Here is a 20,104-nt window from a genome sequence, read left to right as displayed (position 1 = left end):
CGCCCCTCAAAAATCTACTCGAATAAGATGTGCGGCGACTTTAGCGATGCGCGGCGAGCGGCACCACATTGTTCGGCTGCTTGGCGCTGGACGCCAGGAAGCGCTTGATGTTGCGCGCCGCCTGCCGGATCCGGTGCTCGTTCTCGACCAGCGCGATGCGGACGTGATCGTCGCCATGCTCGCCAAAGCCGATGCCCGGCGCCACCGCCACGTCGGCGTGCTCGATCAGGAGCTTGGAAAACTCAAGCGAGCCGAGATGCTTGAACGGCTCCGGGATCGGCGCCCAGGCGAACATCGAGGCAGCCGGTGCCGGAATGGTCCAGCCGGCGCGGCTGAAGGCATCGACCATGACGTCGCGGCGCTTCAAATAGACCTCGCGCACTTCGGCGATGTCGGCGCCGTCGCCATTCAGCGCATGCGCCGCCGCCACCTGGATCGGCGTGAAGGCGCCGTAGTCGAGATAGGACTTCACCCGCGTCAACGCCGAGATCAGCCGCTCATTGCCGACGGCAAAGCCCATGCGCCAGCCGGGCATGGAGAAGGTCTTCGACATCGAGGTGAACTCGACGCAGACATCGATGGCGCCCGGCACTTGCAGCACCGAAGGCGGCGGATTGCCGTCGAAATAGATCTCCGAATAGGCAAGGTCCGACAGGATGATGATGTCGTTCTTCTTGGCGAAGGCGACCACGTCCTTGTAGAAATCGAGCGAGGCGACCAGCGCCGTCGGGTTAGACGGATAGTTGAGGATCAATGCCAGTGGCTTCGGGATCGAATGACGGACACCGCGCTCGAGCGCCGGGATGAAGCCGTCATCCGGCTCGACCTGCAGCGAACGGATGACGCCGCCCGACATGATGAAGCCGAAAGCATGGATCGGATAGGTCGGGTTGGGGCACAGGATCACGTCGCCCGGCGCGGTGATCGCCTGCGCCATATTGGCGAAGCCTTCCTTCGAACCGAGCGTCGCCACCACCTGCGTGTCGGGATTGAGCTTCACGCCGAAACGGCGCTGATAATAGGCGGCCTGGGCGCGGCGCAGACCTGGGATGCCGCGCGAGGAGGAATAGCGATGCGTGCGCGGATCGCGCACCACTTCGCACAATTTGTCGACGATCGCCTTCGGAGTCGGCAGGTCGGGATTGCCCATGCCAAGGTCGATAATGTCAGCGCCGCGCGAACGGGCGCTGGCCTTCAGCCGGTTGACCTGCTCGAACACGTAGGGCGGAAGCCGGCGGACCTTGTGAAATTCTTCCATGTCAGTTCCAGACGATTTAAGATTGGCTTCAGCACAGTTGGCTTGGCTAGGCGCCCTTGGCAAAGACCGCTTTCGGCGCGCGATATAGCCTTATTTGCAGGTAGGGTCGAGGGCGGGATCGCATTTGGCTTCGATCTGCTTCAGCGTGTCCTTGCCATGGTTCTTCGCCAGCGAATTCAGCGCCGCCGGGCTGGTGGACGGGGCACCGCCGCCGCCCTTGGCCACTTGCCCCTGCTGTTCGCCCTTCAACTGGGCAAGCTTGGCCTGCGTCTCCTCAGGGGTGAGTTGCTTTGCCGCCACCTGCGGTGGGATGTTGAGATTGGGATAAGAGCCGGTGTCCTGCGCGCCCTGGGTCAGGCCGACATTCATCCCGTTGCCGGTGTTGGCGCTCGTGCAGCCACTTGCCGCCAGCAGCCCTGGCGCCAGACAGGCGATTGCAACCGCGATGCGGCAAAAGCGGCCTGCCCCCGAAAAAATGGTCTCGCCGGTGTTAATCGTCATATTGTTTTCCTGGCAGCCGGGGTACAGCGCATTGGACCCGGTCAGATGTCCCATGATAATATGTCAAGAAAACGCCTCGGGAGGAACCCCGCGAGCCATGTCCAAAACACCTGATTCGAGCAAAGCGGAAGATGATCAATCTTCGACCGTCGAGCAATATCTGGTGAAAGACCCGGAACGCTTCGCGTTGAACATGGCGCGCATGGTCGAGCAGGCCGGCAAAGCCGCCTCCGCCTGGGCCGAGCCGCGCGAAAAGGGCGAGGTGCGCGATCATGTCGCCGAACCCGTGGTCGACATGGTAAAAACCTTTTCCAAGCTCAGCGAATATTGGCTGGCCGACCCGCAACGCGCGCTGGAAGCGCAGACGCGACTGTTCGCCGGCTACATGACGGTCTGGGGCAACGCCATCCAGAAGGTTAGCCCGAATGCCGAGGCGCCCGACGATGCGGTCAAGCCCGAGCGCGGCGACAAGCGTTTTCAAGACCCCGAATGGGGTCGCAACGCTTTCTTCGATTTCCTCAAACAGGCCTATCTCGTCACCTCGCGGTGGGCGGCCGACCTGGTCGAGCACGCCGAAGGCCTCGACGATCACACCCGCCATAAGGCCAGCTTCTACGTCAAGCAGGTGTCCAATGCCATCTCGCCGTCGAACTTCATCCTGACCAATCCGGAGCTGTTTCGAGAAACCGTTGCCTCGAATGGCGAAAACCTGGTGCGCGGCATGAAGATGCTGGCCGAAGACATCGCCGCCGGCAAGGGCGACCTGAAGCTGAGACAAGCTGACTATTCGCCCTTCGAGATCGGCAAGAACGTCGCGACATCTCCCGGCAAGGTGGTCGGGCGCAGCGATGTCGCCGAAATCATCCAGTACGATCCGACGACGGAGACGGTGCTCAAGCGCCCGCTGCTGATCTGCCCGCCCTGGATCAACAAGTTCTACATCCTCGATCTCAACCCGCAAAAGTCCTTCATCCGCTGGGCGATCGAGCAAGGCCATACCGTGTTCGTCATCTCCTGGATCAATCCCGACGAGCGGCACGGCGCCAAGGGCTGGGAAGCTTACATACGGGAAGGCCTGCAATACGGCCTCGACATGATCGAGAAGGCGACCGGCGAGAAAGAGGTCAACGCCATCGGCTATTGCGTCGGCGGCACGCTGCTGGCGGCCGCACTCGCACTGCTGGCACAGGAAGGCGACAACCGCATCAAATCGGCGACCTTCTTCACCACGCAGGTCGACTTCACCCATGCCGGCGACCTGAAAGTCTTCGTCGATGAGGACCAGGTGGCAGCGGTCGAGAAATCGATGAACGAAAAGGGCTACCTCGACGGCACCAAGATGGCGACCGCCTTCAACATGCTGCGCTCGGGCGACCTGATCTGGCCTTATGTCATCAACAATTACATGCGCGGCAAGGATCCCCTGCCCTTCGACCTGCTCTACTGGAACGCCGATTCCACCCGCATGGCGGCTGCAAACCACTCCTTCTACCTGCGCAACTGTTATCTCGAGAACAATCTGACTCGTGGCGTGATGGAACTCGCCGGCCGCACTGTGTCGCTGGCCGACGTCACCATCCCGGTTTACAACCTGGCGTCGAAGGAAGATCACATCGCGCCGGCCCTTTCGGTGTTTCTCGGCTCGCAATATTTCGGCGGCGACGTCGAGTTTGTGATGGCTGGTTCCGGCCACATTGCCGGTGTGGTCAACCCGCCGGCAGCCAAGAAATACCAGTACTGGACCGGCGGCAAACCGACAGGCGATTTTGGCCAGTGGCTCGCCTCGGCGGTGGAGCATCCCGGCTCCTGGTGGACGCACTGGCAGCACTGGATTGAAACCCAGGACGACACCCTCGTTCCGGCCCGCAAACCGGGCAAGCATATGAAAACCCTGGGTGATGCCCCCGGCACCTATGTGAAGGTGCGCGTGTAACGGCCGGCACCTTTTGCAGGTGCCTGTGTGTAACGGAATGTAATGTCTGGTGAGTTGACGAGCCGGCAAAACGGGGCGAAATGGTGTCGTCAACCTTCAAGAAGCCTCAATTGGCCTCCAACGAGCAAATAATTCAGAGGCTTGCAGAATTGACACAAGTCTCGTTTCCGGTTTGGGAACACAAGGTTATTGGATGTGAACGTTTCGACGCCGCACCAATAGCAGGCCGACCGGACACCGAGGGGGAATTTAGTTTTGAAATCAGCAGGATCGCGTCTCGCGGGGAGAGAAGGTCGCACTATAGCGGCAGCGCTTTTCTCCGTGCTTCTGGCGTCCTGCACCTCCGCTGGCGACCCCACAATGTCCGTCGGCATGCCTGGCTACAACGCGACCGCTTCTGACATCGCCGCGGCTTCCGGCGCCAGCCCTGCGGCGCCGGGCGATTCGACCGTGCAGGTCACATCCACCGGGCCGCAGATGATGATGACGGCAGCGGGCGATGCGACACTGCCCGAGCAGGTCGCCTATGTGCCGGTGGCCAAGCCCGGCACCGGCTTCCCGGTCAATGTTCCCGCCGGCTCCGAAACCATTGTCGGCCAGACGCCGCAGTCGCTGCAGCAGTCAGCACAGACCGCGGCCGCAACGGACGCCGTGGCGCAGAAGATCGCCGCCGCCGATGCCGGCGTGACCGCACCGAAAGCGACGGCAGCGGCACCCGCGACCAACGAGGTCTACGTGACCGCCGCGCCCCAGCAGATCGACACGCCGAAGAAGGGCTTCCTGGCCTCACTGTTCAGCACCACGCCAACCTCCGCGGCACCTGCTCCGCTGGTCAACTCGCGCTCGGGCGAACAGCCTGCGGTTGCTTCCCAGAAGGCCGTCCCGGCAAAGCCGATCATCACGCTAGCGTCAGCCAATTCCGCCGACAAGCCCTTGCAGCTTGCCTCGCTTGGCAACGAGAGCAACCACATCACCGGCAGCGATGCCTTGCCCGGGGTGCGCCAGACGGCGCTGTTCGAGATCAAGCGCAAATCCGGCCTCGACGACGAAAGCGACGTCGACCTGAACGAGGACGAGGGTTCGGGCGGCGCCTATCAGGTGGCCTCCGCCGCCGGCCTCGCCCGGCTGGCGCCCAATGGCCTGTTGAAGCAAAACGAGAGCGTCGACGTCGCCTGCCTGAAGCCGTCGCTGGTGCGTGTGCTGAAGACCATCGAAGGCCATTACGGCCGCAAGATGATGGTCACATCAGGCTACCGCGACCCGGCCCGCAACCGGCGCGCCAACGGCGCCAAGAATTCGCTGCACATGTATTGCGCCGCCGCCGACATCCAGGTTCCCGGCGTCTCCAAATGGGAACTGGCGAGCTACATCCGAACCATGCCCGGCCGCGGCGGCGTCGGCACCTACTGCCATACCGAATCCGTTCACGTCGACGTCGGCCCCGAGCGCGACTGGAATTGGCGCTGCCGCCGGCGGGGTTAGCATCCCCATTCGGCAAACGGGCCGAGGGGCCGTTAGCAGCCTGCCGTTTTTCCCGATTAGCTATCAGCGACGTTCGAGATTAGCCGAGGCACCCGCGACTTCGTCATCCTATGGCGAAGCAAGGCGCGCAGCGACGCAGCGCAGACCATAGGATGACGACTGCGCGGGGCGTTCAGGCTAATCTCCAAAGATGTGCAATGACGCGAGGGCAGAAAACCTGGGCTGGCTCACCAAACTGGCCGTTTTCGCCCCTCTTGAAAAAAGTTTTGGCATCTGGCGGCTGATGGGTTGCCGGTTGGCAACAACGCAATTATAAGCCGCTTCGTCTGAGCGCGCCCATCGTCTAGCGGTTAGGACACCGCCCTTTCACGGCGGTAACAGGGGTTCGATTCCCCTTGGGCGTACCAGATCTTTCAGGAAAACAAGAAGCCTCGCGGCAGCCGCCGAACTAGCAGCGGCTGGAACGGTGGCGCGGCGAATCGGTTGAAACGGCGAACAGCGGCTGCCGTGCCGAGGTTTCCCTCGGCGCCTGCTCGCGGCAATCTCCGGCACTCACCCTTGGTCGTGCGCTACCTGCGGCCAGCGCTGTAACGCCGCGTGGCCACCCTCGGTCAGCGCGTAGACGCCGCGCTCGGCCCTGGCGAACCAGCCATAGACATTGTCCAAGAGGATGCTGGGCGCGCGTGGCGAAATCGCTTTCAGATCGCGCGGGCGTTTCGGCCCGTCGGTCATGGCTGCGGCGCAGGCCAGCGCATCCTGCCGGTAGGCGGTCATGATCGGCGCGCGCGAACCGCCGCCGACCACCGGATCGCCGCGCCGGCGCCGGTGTTCCTCCATCAGCCGGGAGCGGCGCTTCGGATCGCGGCGCGGCGGCAGAGCCGCCGGGCTGAGCAGCAATTCGACCTCCCCCTTGCCGCTGACAGCCAGAAGCCCGAAGCCGAGCCGCCGGCACAGCGCGCGAAAACGGCGGTCGTGCTCGCGGCCCTTGCCACGCGCCGACATGCGCGCCGCCAGCCACACTTCGTCGCATGCCGCGGCGCGATCGACACCTTGCAGCACCAGTTCGAGGTTGAACTGCAATTTCAGTTCGCAGATGACCAGCACAGGCGGCTCGCCGTCGCGCACCGCCACGATATCGCAGTCGCCGACTTCGCCCTTGACCGTGAACTCCAGGCTCTCGAGAAACCGCTTCACCGGGATGTAGAGAGACGTTTCCTGCATCGCGCAGGCATAGCCGATTCGGATCGGGTCGGCACAGGGATGGCCGAGAGGCCGACGCCTTGCGCTAAACCGCGTCGATCCCACCATCTGCAAAAGCCATCCGTCAGGCAGGTTCTCCGGCATGATAGTCCCGCCATAGCGCTCGACGATTTCCTTGGCGATGACCGACGTCGCCAGGGCCGAGCGCGACCAGTATTTCATCGCCTGTCTCGCGTTCAACAAGGCGCTCGCCGTGGCTGGGACGGCACAATCGACAGCGTAGGACCCGAGATCCGTCGACGCCAAGACCGGTCCACGGTTGGCCACACAATGATGAGCGCGTGTGTTTTGAGGCTAGGGGCGGGTGCGCGTCCGGCGCTGCCCTGGTGCGGCATCGTCCGCCTTGAAATGCATCTCGTCCTGGACCGCGGCAAAAAACCGGCGGACATCGTTGGCCGCCGAAGCCGCATCGCAGCCGGCCGCGACCGCCTTGTCGAGGAGTTCGCGCGCCGTGGCCTTCCAGAACGACGTGGCCGTGTCGCCGTGCAGTCTGCCCAGCCTTGCGGCGACCTCGCGCACCAGCACGGTCTGCCGATCTAGCGGGAAGGTACGCACATTGGCTGAAGACATGTTCTGCACCATGAAACCGACGCAACGAATCAGACGCTGCTCTATGGCTCATGCCTAGCTGTGAAGTCGGAAACGGAACCTTAACGCCGCGGAGTCCGCGCCGATTGGAACGAGTCGGTTGGCCGGCCTCCAGGCCAAGCAGAACTCTAGACCCTCAGGCCCCTCGCCTCGCCGGCGCGCTTGGCCGTAACCATCATATCCCTGGCCAGCAGGCCACTGACCCGGCAAAACGCCATGAAGGCGCGCCAGGCATCCTCAGTCTTGACCACATCCACCGTGGCCCCGAAGCAGGCATTGAACGCCGCCTCATAGACCTTGCCCTGTCGCTTCTTTGGCCAGTCATGCAGGATATCCAGCGCCTGTTCGACGCTGTATATTTCCTCTACCGGCAGCCCGGGCGCGGGCGCGATGCGCACCGGCACCTCGAATTGCAATCTGTCCATTCTATATCTCCCGAACTGGCGTCGACCACAGCAACGCCGTTCGTCGTCAAAAGTTGCTTTGGCTGCTTTTGCGCGAAAATGTGTCGTCAGTGCGATCTCGGCATTCGGAGGAGATCGCGCACCTGGATGTCATCTGAGCGGCCGCGCAAGCTAGGAATATCGCCAGTATCAGTCCATTGCCGGCAGTTCTTCCTTGAACCTTGCGGCTTGCAGTGCCAAATCTGAGGAAATTTTCTAACGGGCTGGTATGCGCCGCCCGCTTACAGGCAAACGGACACTATGGTCACCTATCTCGACGCCGCCACGGCACCCCTCAGGAATACCGGCCAGATCCGCCTCTATGCCGAAGAAGGATTTGCCGGCATGCGCAAGGCCTGCGATCTCACCGCGCGCTGCCTCGATGAACTGGTGCCGATGGTCCAGCCGGGTGTCACCACCGAGACCATCGACCGTTTCGTCTTCGAATTCGGCATGGACCAAGGCGCGCTACCGGCGACGCTCAACTACCGCGGCTACACCAAATCGTCCTGCACCTCGATCAACCACGTCGTTTGCCACGGCATTCCAGACAACAAGCCGTTGAAGGATGGCGACATCGTCAACATCGATGTCACCTACATCCTCGACGGCTGGCACGGGGATTCCTCGCGCATGTATCCCGTCGGCACCATCAAGCGCGCCGCCGAACGCCTGCTCGAAGTCACCCACGAGTGCCTGATGCGCGGCATCGCGGCGGTCCGGCCCGGCGCCCGCACCGGCGCCATCGGCGCCGCCATCCAGACCTATGCCGAGGCAGAGCGCTGCTCGGTGGTGCGCGATTTCTGCGGCCACGGCGTTGGCCAGCTGTTCCACGACGCACCCAACATCCTGCACTATGGCACCGCCTCGGAAGGCGTCGAGATGCGGCCGGGCATGATCTTCACCATCGAGCCCATGATCAATCTTGGCCGGCCGCATGTGAAAGTGCTGTCGGACGGCTGGACGGCGGTGACGCGCGACCGCTCGCTGTCGGCGCAGTACGAACACACGATCGGCGTCACCGAAACTGGCTGCGAGATTTTCACCCTGTCGCCAAACAAGCTCGACCGCCCCGGCCTGCCGCCGGTCAGCTGAAAACAAGATCGCCTCAAGCCGCGGCTTTGAGGCCGTCGCCGAAAAAACTCGACCGCGCGCTGCTTACCGCTCTAATCTGCCGTCGAAGCCTTCGGGGAGTGTGGGGGGTCGATGGGGAACAGCGGTGACGACGAACGGGGGTTCTTCTCCGAGCGGTGGCTTGAACCACCGGCGAAGGACAAGGCACCAAGAGACAAATCGACGGACAAGCCACACTATCACGGCCATCGCGACCGCTTGCGCGAGCGCTTCGTTGCCGGCGGCGCGGACGCCCTGCCCGACTACGAACTTCTCGAACTGCTGCTGTTTCGCCTGATCCCGCGCGTCGACACCAAGCCGATCGCCAAGGCGCTTTTGGCGCGCTTCGGCACTTTTGGCGAAGTGCTTGGCGCACCGGTGGCGCTGCTGCAGGAGGTGAAGGGCATCGGCCCCGCCGTGGCGGTCGACCTGAAGGTGATTGCCGCTGCCGCGCAGCGCATGGCGCGGACCGAGGTTCGCGACCGCGAGGTGCTGTCCAACTGGACGCAGCTTCTTGCGTACTGCCGCTCGGCGATGGCGTTCGAGAACCGCGAACATTTCCGCATCCTGTTCCTCGACAAGAAGAACGTGCTGATCGCCGACGAGGTACAGCAGGTCGGCACCGTGGACCACACGCCGGTCTATCCGCGCGAAGTGATCAAGCGCGCGCTGGAACTGTCGGCCAGCGCCGTCATCCTGGTGCATAATCATCCCACTCGTATCTTTTCGATCACGCACGATCACGCTGCAGCATGTTGATACCTATTGCTTTTTTGACTTGTCGCAGAGTCGGACATTGTGACATATTGGGGTCGGTTTTAGGGGGATCGATGCTCGTTTTGATCCCAATCACAGACCCCTACTACCCGTCAGCCGATCCCACTCGAAAGCCTACGGGAGACCCCAGTGCCAAGCCTTACCGATGGAGAGATTCGCCGCGCTTTGAAGCAGGTCGAGGAGACTGGAAAGCAGCAGAACCTTGTCGATGGCGAGGGCCACGGAACAGGCCGCCTCGTTTTAGTGATAAAGCCAATGCCGACTCGCGTAACGGCGGACTGGATGGCCCAGCAGTGGCGAGACCAAAAGCGTCTCAAGAAAAAGCTCGGCTCGTATCCGTCAATGGGCCTCGGTCAGGCCCGGGAGATTTTCAAACGCGACTTCGCCGATATGATCCAGAAGGGACGCAGCATTAAGATTGCGGGCGACACGAGACCCGGCACGGTCGCGGATCTGTTCGAGGCCTACGTCGCGTCGCTCAAGGCAGATGCAAAACCTTCATGGAAGGAGGCCGAAAAGGGCTTGAACAAGATCGCCGATTCGCTCGGTCGCAACCGCCCTGCCCGCGACGTCGAGCCTGATGAGATCAGGGACCTCATTCGCCCGATTTATCAGCGAGGCAAACGGTCCATGGCGGATCATGTTCGCAGCTATATTCGATCGGCCTACAGTTGGGGGCTGAAATCCGAGCATGATTACCGCTCAACCTCGGTCCGTCGCTTTCGTCTCGTCTACAATCCAGCTGCAGGTATTCCAACCGAACCGAAAAAAGTTGGAACGCGCTGGTTGGACGAAGAGGAATTTTTCCGTCTCTATCGTTGGCTCGAATCTCCCGATGCGCCGGTCCACCCCCCTTACACACGTGCCGTAAGAATTCTCATGCTGACCGGCCAGCGCGTCGAGGAGATCGCTCGGCTACACGTCGATCAATGGGATGCGGCCGAACGCATCATCGATTGGTCCAATACTAAGAATGGAAAGCCTCACGCCATTCCCGTTCCCAAGATCGCGGCCGAGCTAATCGGGTCGATCAGGCCGAATGAATTTGGCTGGTTTTTTCCATCGGCAACCGACCCCTCCAAGCCGGTCAGCCATGGCACGCTCTATTCGTTCATGTGGCGCCAACGCGATCGAGAGGTCATTCCCGTCGTCACAAACCGCGATCTCCGGCGAACCTGGAAGACGCTTGCCGGAAAGGCAGGGCTCTCGAAGGAGATCCGAGACCGATTACAGAACCATACCCTGCAGGATGTTAGTTCCAAGAGCTACGATCGCTGGAATTACATGCCGGAAAAGCGTGCCGCCATGGCGCGCTGGGACAAGTTTGTGCGCGACATCCTGGTGAAGAAGAAGCGTAGAGCTGCATTCAAAGAAGCCGCCTGACGATTTCTATTCCTCGCCGGCATCAGATCTGTAATCGCTGGCAGAGGTTGAGAACTTAACTTGGGAACAGACCTCCGAAGGCAGAGGTCACAGGTTCGAATCTTGTCGGGTGCACCCGACGCGATTCGAACGCATGACTCCTTCCTTCGGAGTTTCGGCCGGGTCGCCGACAACCTAAAACGGAAATGCGGCCCATACTTTCTTGAGCCCATCATGATTCAGTATGAATGAAATCGTGCGCGCCGTTTCCGGATCATCTAACTTCGGCAGTGCGCTCCCATTGCAATGTAATCCCATAATACGCCCATCCTCAGTGAAAAGCGGGCTTCCGCTACTCCCAGTCTTGGAAAGATTTGAGGTCTCGACGGCCATCTGTGCCTCACTCAGTCGAATTAATTTGCCAGCCGACACGACCAATTTTCCGCCCGACGTATCTCCTCTACCATCGCTGAAGTAATGGGTCTTCCCAGGATAGCCGGCGATATCCACCGTGTCGCCAATTGAACACTTGGAAAAATCCACGCTGTAGGAGATAGGTTGCCCAGGGACGAGCTCGGAGTTGGCTCAAGCCAGGTGACGTCGGAGTGTAAATAGGCGAGCCAAGCTTTCGATATTGAGTTCGGCTTGCCGAAATCCTCGACATTGATCCGAGCGTCGGTATTCAGAAAAGTGCATTTCAGTAAGTCGTTGGGTGGAACGGTCGCCGAATTATAGACGACCTTTCGGTCCTTGGTATACAGGATCATCGGCGGCGATAGTGTTTCCACGGGGCGGTTACCATTAGCCTGAGACGCCCACACTAGCCAATTGTTGAAAGCATGCCGGCAGGAGATTAATCGTTTGCCGTTCTCGAAGAACTCCGTGGCATATGCCCGACGTGTTCATAGACACGCTATCGCTTGTTGAAAAGATCGCAGATGGGCCATACTTATTCCAGTCGCTCGATCCTACAACGCGGATTTGCCACAAGCGGCCTTATTGTTATCCGGCCTGTCATTCTCGACAACCTATGCTAGTATGCAGACGTGCATTTTTGCAATTCGGGGGAGAATATGGTCAAGTGGATCGTGACGGCGTTACTTCCAGTTTTTGCAACCCAAGCGTTTGCTCAAACTGACATCGCATCTGGATGCGTGGATGTATATAGGGTTTCGACAGCCAATCTTTCATACGAACAGCAGCGGAGCGCTCAATATGAGAAGCTTCGCACAGAAATGTGCGATGGCTCGAACGTCAAAAACGATTTCAACTTTACCTCCAAGGTCGATATTCTCTTTGAGGGTATCCCACTCGGCTCCGATACCGGAGTCACAGACAAATACCAGAAGGCAAAACTCTTCTGCTCAAGTTACGGATCGTTAACACAGTCGTTCTTCGCGGTCGATTCGTTCTCCCGTGAGGTCGTTACTTCGGCCTTGGGGAACTTCAATGCCTGTATGGAACTGGCCGAGCATCAAGTGACAATTCGTCCGACAGTCGTTTCTGCAAGCGCCGCGACGATCCGGGTGGACAAGACCGACAGTGACCCAATCACCCTCACCAGTATCAATTCCTCCCCAAACCTTGTGTGCGTCAGTCCCCAAATGGGAGGTCAACCGCTTAAGTATGGACAGCAATACGTGTCGGCAACGAGCTTCACCATCGATTGTCGTCGCCACGGTGAGATAGTGGATGGGAAGTTTATCTTTGATACAGACTATTTGACGATCACGCTCGCTCGCTCCAAATACCCCTTTCGACTGTTCCTACAGCCTGACGCCGCTCTTAGCCCTCAGCTCTCGAGTGAGGCAGCAGCAGAAATCGAGGCGCGTGACAAAGCCATCGCCGTGCTGAAGCAAGATCTGAGCAACAGCACGGCGCTAGCTGGTGCACTTCAATCTCGACTCGATACGGTTCGTGCCTATGCGATCACGGTTTATCGCGGGGACAAACCGCCCCTCGGGAACAGCGAAGGCTTTCATGCCATGGGGTGCACCTATGACTGGGGGGATAAAGCCGTTCCGGAGGCTAAGTGGGACCCCTGGACTAAGGCACCATGCCAGAAGGGTTACGACCTTGTGAAAATGAAACCATTCCACATATCGTCAGGTGGATGCGTCGGCCATATTTGGAGGCAGTTCATCTGCATCAAGAAATAATGACGCCAACGGCGCTCAGGTCAGACTGAAGTATCACAGCCTCATTCGCCTGGCCGCCAATCGGCCAGCCGCTAGATTTTTGTCCTAAATCCGAAGTTCGCCGCAAAGTAGCGGTTGTTTGGAGTGTGCGGCTACAGAAGCGGTCGACGGTAGCGGTTATGTCATCGGCAGCCTTGCCCCACCGGAAGGGTTTCGGATTGGCATTGTGAGCCTCAAGGTAGGCGTGGATAGCGACTTCGATCTCTGCAGTGGATCGGTGCACGCCGCGACGTATTTGGCGCTCGGTGAGCAAACCGAAGAAGCGCTCGAGTTGGTTGATCCAGGATGCCGAGGGTTGAGGTGAAGTGAACGTGCCAGTGGCGGCTGCGCTTGACCGGTCGAGCGCCACCGCGCCTCCAACTCGCGCCGCTCCCCCCCGCTTAGCCGCTTCAGTCAATGGAGGGAGTTCCTTCTTGGTTTTGACGGGAACTTCTACGCGGGCAGTTTAGGGTAAACCTGCGGTGCCGGTCGTTAGTTGGGGCGCCACCTCTGTCCGCTTACATTCGGCCGAGTTATGAAGAGCTGCTCAAATGGCCGGCGATTTGCCCTGCATCTTGCTACAGCAGAGCTGCCCCGTCCGGGGATCGATCAAATCGGGTCGTTCGTTCAAGATTGCTTCGTGAATCGCGCATCGGCACGAAAGAGATCGCCTAGCTTTATGTTTCAAGCCCGCGTTCAGTGACGCACAGCCGCCTTCAACGCATGAGTTTATTCTGGTCCATGTTGTCCCAACGCAGGCCCCTGCCCCAACCACAGGCTAGCGCAATGCATTTGCAGACCGACGAAGCCGGCCGCTATCGCCTGATAATGCCTGCAGTCCGCGTGAACGACAGATCGCTGAGGCTGTTCGAGTGGCAGGCTCCCGGCTATTTCCTTCAGGTCCTCGAGGGCCGACGCAATATGCGGCCAGGGAAAGTCTGTGGGGTCGTCGATGTCGCGATCTGCGCCGGCAATGATTTCAAGCTTGGCGACGACGCCAAGAAGCGACCGCGCCTGTATGTGGGGGAGTTTGTCCTGAAGCTTTAGAGCCGCAGTTGTGGCCTCTACCTCCGCTTGGCAAGCGATTGAATAACCGACCTTCTCATCTATCCCTTCTGGGTCTGCAGCGTCGAGAACGCGCCTCTCTAGGCGCTGCTGAAGTCGGCAAAGGACGTGCGAAACGTGCTGTGCCCGCGACCAGCCTCGCATCAGCAGAATTGCTGGGTCTGTATCCTCCAAATGTCCAGGCTCACTTGCGTTCTGCCGATCGCGGCGACTGGTCGTGACGGAAGGCAAAGTCGTGCTATTGTCGGAATCAGTCATGATCCGAGCTCCTAACAGCTTGGGGCGTGGCAAGGCTGCTGAGGGTGGTCGTAACACCATCAGCAGCCGCAGTAAGCGACTCCCATAATCGTATCAGGGTTACGATATCTCAAGTGACGATGCAGATCAACGCAAATCGTATCGACGTTACGAAATGAACGTCGTCCAGTGCAAGATGGCGCGCGTTGCCCTTGGGTGGGGGACGAGAGACTTGGCTCGAAATGCCGGGGTCTCACCTGATACTGTTGCCCGCTTTGAACGGGGAGAACAACTAAAGGGGACGACCGTTTCTGCACTACGGAACACATTCGAAGCAGCGGGAATAGAGTTCATCCCGGAGAACGGCGGCGGTCCTGGCGTTCGTTTGTCGCGCAATCAGAACTGACGCTGTTTTCGCCATGCGATGGGATCAGCAATCCATCGATTGACATCGGATTCCCGCCAGCCCGCCCCGTTAATGCTAATCTTGATCTGAGCGGGGAACGTGCCTTCGGCGATCTTGCGATAGATGGTCGAGCGGGACAGGCCGGTCCTGGCAAGGACGGTTTTGAGGCGTATAATACGATCCGGCTCGGACATGGCTTTCCTGCACCTCACTGGTCCTTGCTGATATCTGCGGGGCAGACTGGACGAACTCATGCCGCAGGCAATCAGGTTTGCCGCTTCAGCCGTCTGCGGCGTGGAAACGACGGCAAATCGGCATGCCTTAGATCCCAATCCCCCGCCCCTTACCGATGCCATGGCTGAAGGCCAGTTCCGCGCCCAGGCGGCGACCCAGATCCACGTTGATGCCAAGCTCGCGTTTGCGGTTTGCCAGTAAGGATTCAAGTTGCGGGTCGCGTTCGAGGCTCTTGGCCATATCGGACATGGCCAAGCGGGTTGACTTGTAGCCGGACATGTCGCCGGCCTGATATTGCTGCCGTCCCGTCCGGTCGAGCTTTTGCCAACCTTCGACGAAACGGTCGGCCCGGCGGCCGGGATCGATGTCCAGCCCGGTGCGGATTTCCGTTTCAAGCTGGAGAGCAAGCACGATTCGATTGACGCGGCCGGCACCTGCTTCACGAACCAGCTCGGGATTTTTCACATAAGCCGCTTCGGCATCGCGCCAGCCATGAGGCCGAACCTTCTCGAAAGCGCTGCGCGCATCCCTCAATTCGCGCATCTGGACGGGACTGCCCTTCCCGTCCGCATCTCCGTTGTGCGATATCGCGTCGAGAGCGCGCGCGTGACGAACAAGCGCCTTCGTACGAGCGCTGCGCAACGCCGCTTCCGCGTCAACCGGCACATTCGTGTCGCGCGGCACTCCGGTGGCAAGATTTCCTCTGGCGGGCGTCGGACCTGCATCTCCGATCTGCATCCCAACACTCTCCCTTCCCGGCCCAGGCCCACGTTCCTGCCTGGGCTCGCCGTCTCCGGGCGAGCGCAACCCGTCCAGCAGTCCGCCGATCCTAACGCGCAGCTTCTCTGGAACGATCCGGCGCACGATCTCGACCACGCGCTCGCGGAATGTGATGCCGCGCCGCTCGGCATAGCTCTGAGCTGGATCGGCTTGCTCATAGTCGGATGCCATGTCCTTGGCGCGGTCGCGTGACAGCGTGCGGATGAGCCGGTCGCGTGTGGCAAAATCATCGCTGCCGTAATGCAGGTCCATCCCGTCCCGATGACGCGACAGGGCGACATAGCTGCCATGTGCATCCATGCCCGGCGTGGCGAGCACATGGGTCCGGTCGACGGTCATGCCCTGCGCCTTGTGAATGGTCGCGGCGTAGCCGTGGTCGATGTGCGCGTAGTCTTTCAGGTCGAAGCGAACCGATCTGTCGTCATCGGTGCGAACCGTCATCCTTCGTATGTTGACCTCTTCGATCACGCCGAGCGTGCCGTTCTTGACGCCGAGCCCGCGCTCGTTGCGCAGGAACATGACACGGTCGCCGCTGGCGAAGTTTCTTGGGCCGCGTTCGACAGTCACTTGCATTTCGTCGCCGAGTTCTCCAGCAACGCGCAGCCGCTCGCGCGCTGCCTGGTTCAGGGCGCGCACCTCGTCGTTTGTGTGGGCGAGAATAATCCGGCTTGCCTCTGGATGCGCCTGCCTGTCGCGATCCCAGCGCTCGACGAGTTCACCTCGCGCTTCGTCGCGCGTTGCAGCCTGATGCACCATGCCTTGCGCGTCGTAGGCGCTGATCGCAGCATTGATCCTGCCGGTTGCCAGATCGCGCGTGGCATCGCGCTGCCAGTCCTCGCGCTGACGGCGCACCTGGCCGATTTCGACGCCGCCATGACGCTCATGGATCGAACGGAATGCGGCGCCCGCTTCGATTGCCTGTAGCTGTTGCGGATCGCCGACGAGGACGACTTTAGCGCCAACGTTGGCCGCATGGGAGAGCACGCGCTCCAACTGGCGCGAGCCGACCATGCCGACCTCATCGATCACCAGGACATCACGCGCTGTGAGCATATCCCTGCCCTGTCCCCAGCCATGTTCCATACTGGCGATGGTGCGTGACGAGATGCCTGATCCGCCTTCGAGATTCTCGGCTGCAATGCCGGAGAGTGCGGCGCCTCGAACCTCGTAGCCTGCTGCTGCCCAAGCCTGGCGTGCAACGCCCAGCATGGCGCTCTTTCCGGTTCCGGCAAAGCCGACGACGACACCAAGACCGTGACCATCGGTGATGTGCGCAAGCGCATCGGCCTGCTCGCCTGACAGAATAGGCCCGCGCTGCACTGCGCGCGCCAGTGCGGCTTCGCGATGTGTATCACTCACAGCATGACGATCTTGTCCCGCCATCAATTCCGCCGCGCGGTGAAGGCGCTGTTCGGTATCGATCATCTGCCGGGTGGTGAAGCGGTCTTCGCCGCGTCCGTCTTTGCCGAGCTCGACCAGATCGGGTGCGTTGGTGATGGCTCGCGCAACCTCGTTGAACTGCTCGATTCCGTCACTGTGCCGATGCGCGAACTTCGCAATGTCTTTTCGGGTGAAGGTCGATTGCTGATGCGTGATGGCGTCGAGCGCCACAAATGGGTCCGCAATGATGCGCACACCATTGTTGCGCGCGATCTCGCGATGCAGGTCGGCGCGATCTGCTTCAGTGTCACCAGCAGCAAGGCCGCTGCCCTCGATGCGTTGCGCCGGTGCACCAATCTGGGTCTGCGGCTCCAGCGCAATGCCCTGCGCTTCCAGACTGCGATGATCGATGCGGGCGTCAATGTCGAGTTCGGCCAGGCGTTCATTGGCCAGTTCCGCCCACCGCTCGCGCCAGCGCTCGACCAACTGGGTAGCATTCCAGTCTCGAACCTTCGCGCCAAAGCCATTCTCGTCGACCGACCGCATGGTGAGCATGACATGGGCATGCGGTTTTGGACTGCCATCCTCTGCACTGTCCCAATGCACATTGAGATCAGCGACCATGCCCTTGCTGACAAACTCGGCCTGAACAAAGTCGCGCGCCAGTTCGATGCCTTGCGCCTGGCTGAGTTCACGCGGCAGTGCAAACTCGACCTCGCGGGCAAGCTGGGCATCCTTGCGCATCTCGAACGCCTCGACATCGTTCCACAGCCTCTCGCGGTCGCGCCAGGCTTCGGGTGCATCCGCAGGCAGCATCACCTCGCAATGAACGACGCCACACTTGGCTGAAAAATCATGGCTGCGTTCGATGCGCTCGTCACGCAGCCGCGAAGCCGAGCGGTAGGCGGCCGACGCCACAACGCTTGAGCCTGCCTTGCGGCCAATGACCTTGACGTGAAGATGATAGATCGCCATCGCGACCAGATCATTTGCACGGCAAAGCGCACGTCGGCACGACGTATAAGCGCGCCCTCCCTCGAAAAAATCTCGGGATGGACCAGCCCGTCCCGGGCTGTCTCGGCAACGCTGAAGCCTTCCGGCAGGCGCTCGCCTATCATTGCCCCATTGACGTCAGATGGAGACAGCCATGCGCAAACCACGAGACTTCGACGCCGAACTGAAGGCGCTGGAAGAAAAAGCGCGAGAGCTCAAAACGCGAAAGGTGCAGCAACTTGGCGAACTGGTGATCGCCACCGGTGCCGATCAGCTCAGCACCGACGAACTGGCCGGCGCACTGGTCGCAATCACCGAGACGAAAGACACCTCAAAGCGTGAGGCATGGGCAAAGCGTGGGGTGATGTTTTTCGAGAGCGGCTCCCGGCGAACTGCTCTGGCATCTCAGCGCAACCCTCGCGGCGCTCCAGCGCAACAAGGCAGCTCACAATCGCCGGCAAGCGGCTCTGGCTCGCAATGACATGCGCGCCTGGCAGGTCGAGCGTCGCAAGCGCACACGGCAGCTCATCGAGCTCGGCGGGCTCGTCGTCAAGGCAGGCATTGTCGAGCTCACCAATGACGATCGCGCTACCATCTACGGCGCGATGCTTTGGATCGCCGCCAAGCTGCAAAGCGATGAAGGCGAACAAGCAAAAAGATTGTGGTCTGCAAAGGGTCGGCAGGCGTTCGATGCTGAACGACGTGAATAGCGGATGGGCCGGCGAACCTAGCCACAGTTGGCGCGAGCAGCGGCCGGCACACAGCCCGAACAGCAGACTACCGCCGGTGCGCCAGCGCCGACGCCGCAGTCAAGCGCTTGCGCAGGCGGGTTTCGCGTTCTTCGTCGCTACCGACAATCTTCCTTCGCCGAGGCCTTGATCCTGATGATGAAGGGCGCAAGGCTTGAGTTGGCGAAGCTCGCCAAAGCAGGCGCTGCCTTATGAGCAAACTTCAAACGCCAGATCGTGTTCCCCTCGAAACCTTCCCGCCCCCAGGTTGCGATCATGCACCGCGCGTTGATAGAAACTCTATAGCGAGGGTGCGAGCCAGCGGCACTGCTCGGCACAGCTGGAACGGGCGGGAAAGCGAGGGAATCTCCACGCTTTAGATGAGATCGGCGAGGGCACCCAGCCGATGGAACGACAGAAGCGAAACTTACTCTTGTCACGTTGCACAAGAGAGGTGGATTTTACGAAGAAACGTACTATTTGCGTCGTGGGCAGGGCAGAAAGATCAAACGTCGCTCAATTCATCCGAGACAAAAAAGGGAAATTATATGACCACTGCTCTGGAGCAAGGCAACAAACTGAATACCCGTATCGATAACGGCTGACATTGTCGCGGCGTATGTATCGAACAATCCAGTACCGGTTGGCGAGTTGCCGAAACTAATCGGCGACATCCATGCCGCCCTGAATGGCATCGGCACGCCGGCGGTAGAACCTGCGGTAAAACAGGAGCCGGCAGTTTCGATCAAGAAATCGGTAACGCCCGACTTCATCATCTGCCTGGAAGACGGAAAGAAATTCAAATCGCTCAAGCGGCATCTCCAGCATTTTGATCTGACCCCCGACCAATATCGGCAGAAGTGGAACCTGCCGTCCGACTATCCAATGGTCGCGCCGAACTACGCGGCCACCCGCTCGGCCCTGGCGAAATCAATAGGGCTCGGGCGCAAGGCGGCGACGCCCACGTCTGCCGCGGCAGAAAAACGCAAACCGGCCGTGCGTGCAGCGGCAGCGAGAACCACTGCGGTGGCAATCAAGTCGCCCGTGACGAAGGCGCGCAAGGCGCGAGCCAAAGCGTAACCTGCTGCATCTGACAGAGGCCTAGGCTGCGCCTGACCTGAACATGGCGAAGCCCCGCCTTGCGGCGGGGCTTCGTGTTTTGTCGGATCACTCTGCGGTGCGGCGGGACCAGATGAGCGAGAAGTCGCCCTCGGTGTCGGCCTCGACCAAGCTCGCATAGACCGCAGCGGGGAAGCTGGGACCGTCGAGCTTGACGGAGTAATAGTCGCGGCCCTCGCGCGAGGTCTTCTGCCAGCGAGTTGCCATCACCGAGACCGTCGAAAAATCGGGGTTTGTTTTAAATCGTCGCAGAAAATATTCTAAGGTT

Annotated in this window: 19 protein-coding genes, 1 tRNA gene and 2 pseudogenes; 12 read left to right on the top strand and 10 right to left on the bottom strand. The window is 60.5% G+C overall.

Annotated features, from left to right (window positions below; genetic code table 11):
* Nucleotides 1-40: 40 nt before the first annotated feature.
* Complete coding sequence (locus NL532_RS16090) at nt 41-1,258, bottom strand: LL-diaminopimelate aminotransferase (RefSeq protein WP_023681615.1); 1,218 nt, start codon at nt 1,256-1,258, stop codon at nt 41-43.
* Between the two features lie 90 nt (nt 1,259-1,348).
* On the bottom strand, nt 1,349-1,759 hold the full coding sequence (locus NL532_RS16085; RefSeq protein WP_023667627.1) for a hypothetical protein: 411 nt from the start codon (nt 1,757-1,759) through the stop codon (nt 1,349-1,351).
* 97 nt (nt 1,760-1,856) lie between these two features.
* On the opposite strand from NL532_RS16085, the gene phaC reads away from it, so the two are divergent.
* The 3 genes from phaC to NL532_RS16070 all read left to right on the top strand — a co-directional run bounded on the left by phaC (nt 1,857) and on the right by NL532_RS16070 (nt 5,581).
* Complete coding sequence (phaC, locus tag NL532_RS16080) at nt 1,857-3,692, top strand: class I poly(R)-hydroxyalkanoic acid synthase (RefSeq protein ID WP_023681617.1); 1,836 nt, start codon at nt 1,857-1,859, stop codon at nt 3,690-3,692.
* A 360-nt stretch (nt 3,693-4,052) separates the two neighbouring features.
* Complete coding sequence (locus NL532_RS16075) at nt 4,053-5,174, top strand: D-Ala-D-Ala carboxypeptidase family metallohydrolase (RefSeq protein WP_245259993.1); 1,122 nt, start codon at nt 4,053-4,055, stop codon at nt 5,172-5,174.
* Nucleotides 5,175-5,506: 332 nt separating this feature from the next.
* Nucleotides 5,507-5,581, top strand: a tRNA-Glu gene (locus NL532_RS16070).
* 145 nt (nt 5,582-5,726) lie between these two features.
* Here the strand turns inward: NL532_RS16070 and NL532_RS16065 are convergent.
* The 3 genes from NL532_RS16065 to NL532_RS16055 form a co-directional block, all read right to left on the bottom strand.
* The gene (locus tag NL532_RS16065; protein ID WP_023828683.1) at nt 5,727-6,395 is read right to left on the bottom strand and encodes a DUF2161 domain-containing phosphodiesterase; all 669 of its coding nucleotides are present in this window, start codon (nt 6,393-6,395) and stop codon (nt 5,727-5,729) included.
* Between the two features lie 333 nt (nt 6,396-6,728).
* Nucleotides 6,729-7,004, bottom strand: coding sequence for a DUF6074 family protein (locus tag NL532_RS16060; protein WP_023681621.1), 276 nt, complete (start codon nt 7,002-7,004; stop codon nt 6,729-6,731).
* Nucleotides 7,005-7,150: 146 nt separating this feature from the next.
* Nucleotides 7,151-7,447, bottom strand: a complete 297-nt coding sequence (locus NL532_RS16055; protein ID WP_023667653.1) for a DUF982 domain-containing protein — start codon at nt 7,445-7,447, stop codon at nt 7,151-7,153.
* Nucleotides 7,448-7,726: 279 nt separating this feature from the next.
* Here NL532_RS16055 and map point away from each other — a divergent pair, with 279 nt between their 5' ends.
* The 4 genes from map (at nt 7,727) to NL532_RS16035 (ending at nt 12,876) form a co-directional block, all read left to right on the top strand.
* Complete coding sequence (map, locus tag NL532_RS16050) at nt 7,727-8,560, top strand: type I methionyl aminopeptidase (protein ID WP_023705982.1); 834 nt, start codon at nt 7,727-7,729, stop codon at nt 8,558-8,560.
* Nucleotides 8,561-8,671: 111 nt separating this feature from the next.
* A complete protein-coding gene (locus NL532_RS16045) occupies nt 8,672-9,337 on the top strand; it encodes a JAB domain-containing protein (protein WP_023828684.1) in 666 nt (221 codons plus the stop codon).
* Nucleotides 9,338-9,484: 147 nt separating this feature from the next.
* Nucleotides 9,485-10,738: a tyrosine-type recombinase/integrase gene (locus tag NL532_RS16040; RefSeq protein ID WP_023828685.1), complete on the top strand. Its 1,254-nt coding sequence runs from the start codon at nt 9,485-9,487 to the stop codon at nt 10,736-10,738.
* A 1,052-nt stretch (nt 10,739-11,790) separates the two neighbouring features.
* Nucleotides 11,791-12,876 (top strand): hypothetical protein, encoded by a 1,086-nt coding sequence (locus NL532_RS16035; protein ID WP_023828686.1) that lies wholly within the window; start codon nt 11,791-11,793, stop codon nt 12,874-12,876.
* Here the strand turns inward: NL532_RS16035 and NL532_RS16030 are convergent.
* Entirely contained in the window at nt 12,866-13,264 is a 399-nt protein-coding gene (locus NL532_RS16030) for a hypothetical protein (RefSeq protein ID WP_196813833.1), read from the bottom strand. The genes NL532_RS16035 and NL532_RS16030 overlap by 11 nt on opposite strands.
* Before the next feature lie 416 nt (nt 13,265-13,680).
* Between NL532_RS16030 and NL532_RS16025 the strand changes: the two genes are divergently transcribed.
* Nucleotides 13,681-13,941 carry a hypothetical protein gene (locus NL532_RS16025; RefSeq protein WP_023828687.1) on the top strand — a complete coding sequence of 87 codons (261 nt, stop codon included), beginning with the start codon at nt 13,681-13,683 and terminating at the stop codon, nt 13,939-13,941.
* Between the two features lie 430 nt (nt 13,942-14,371).
* Complete coding sequence (locus tag NL532_RS16020; RefSeq protein WP_245270216.1) at nt 14,372-14,602, top strand: helix-turn-helix domain-containing protein; 231 nt, start codon at nt 14,372-14,374, stop codon at nt 14,600-14,602.
* Here the strand turns inward: NL532_RS16020 and NL532_RS16015 are convergent.
* Together NL532_RS16015 and traA are read right to left on the bottom strand one after the other, a co-directional pair.
* Nucleotides 14,593-14,796 (bottom strand): helix-turn-helix transcriptional regulator, encoded by a 204-nt coding sequence (locus NL532_RS16015; RefSeq protein ID WP_023828688.1) that lies wholly within the window; start codon nt 14,794-14,796, stop codon nt 14,593-14,595. The genes NL532_RS16020 and NL532_RS16015 overlap by 10 nt on opposite strands.
* A 127-nt stretch (nt 14,797-14,923) precedes the next feature.
* Complete coding sequence (gene traA / locus NL532_RS16010; RefSeq protein ID WP_023828689.1) at nt 14,924-17,971, bottom strand: Ti-type conjugative transfer relaxase TraA; 3,048 nt, start codon at nt 17,969-17,971, stop codon at nt 14,924-14,926.
* Nucleotides 17,972-18,143: 172 nt separating this feature from the next.
* Between traA and NL532_RS16005 the strand changes: the two genes are divergently transcribed.
* Both NL532_RS16005 and NL532_RS16000 read left to right on the top strand, forming a co-directional pair.
* Nucleotides 18,144-18,470 carry a conjugal transfer protein TraD gene (locus NL532_RS16005; protein WP_023828690.1) on the top strand — a complete coding sequence of 109 codons (327 nt, stop codon included), beginning with the start codon at nt 18,144-18,146 and terminating at the stop codon, nt 18,468-18,470.
* 1 nt (nt 18,471) lies between these two features.
* Entirely contained in the window at nt 18,472-18,699 is a 228-nt protein-coding gene (locus tag NL532_RS16000) for a conjugal transfer protein TraD (protein ID WP_031202881.1), read from the top strand.
* Between the two features lie 103 nt (nt 18,700-18,802).
* On the opposite strand, the pseudogene NL532_RS32400 reads toward NL532_RS16000, so the two are convergent.
* Nucleotides 18,803-19,017 (bottom strand): annotated as a pseudogene (locus tag NL532_RS32400) (DUF932 domain-containing protein); the annotation flags it as partial.
* Nucleotides 19,018-19,299: 282 nt separating this feature from the next.
* Here NL532_RS32400 and NL532_RS15990 point away from each other — a divergent pair.
* Nucleotides 19,300-19,797, top strand: coding sequence for a Ros/MucR family transcriptional regulator (locus NL532_RS15990; RefSeq protein ID WP_081730934.1), 498 nt, complete (start codon nt 19,300-19,302; stop codon nt 19,795-19,797).
* Between the two features lie 87 nt (nt 19,798-19,884).
* On the opposite strand, the pseudogene NL532_RS15985 reads toward NL532_RS15990, so the two are convergent.
* Nucleotides 19,885-20,043 (bottom strand): annotated as a pseudogene (locus tag NL532_RS15985) (DUF736 family protein); the annotation flags it as partial.
* Nucleotides 20,044-20,104: the final 61 nt, after the last annotated feature.

Origin of the sequence: Mesorhizobium sp. C120A, assembly GCF_030323105.1 — a bacterium.
Taxonomy (GTDB): domain Bacteria; phylum Pseudomonadota; class Alphaproteobacteria; order Rhizobiales; family Rhizobiaceae; genus Mesorhizobium.
The sequence above is the reverse complement of the archived record's forward strand: the minus strand, read 5'-3'. Positions and strand labels throughout refer to the sequence as shown.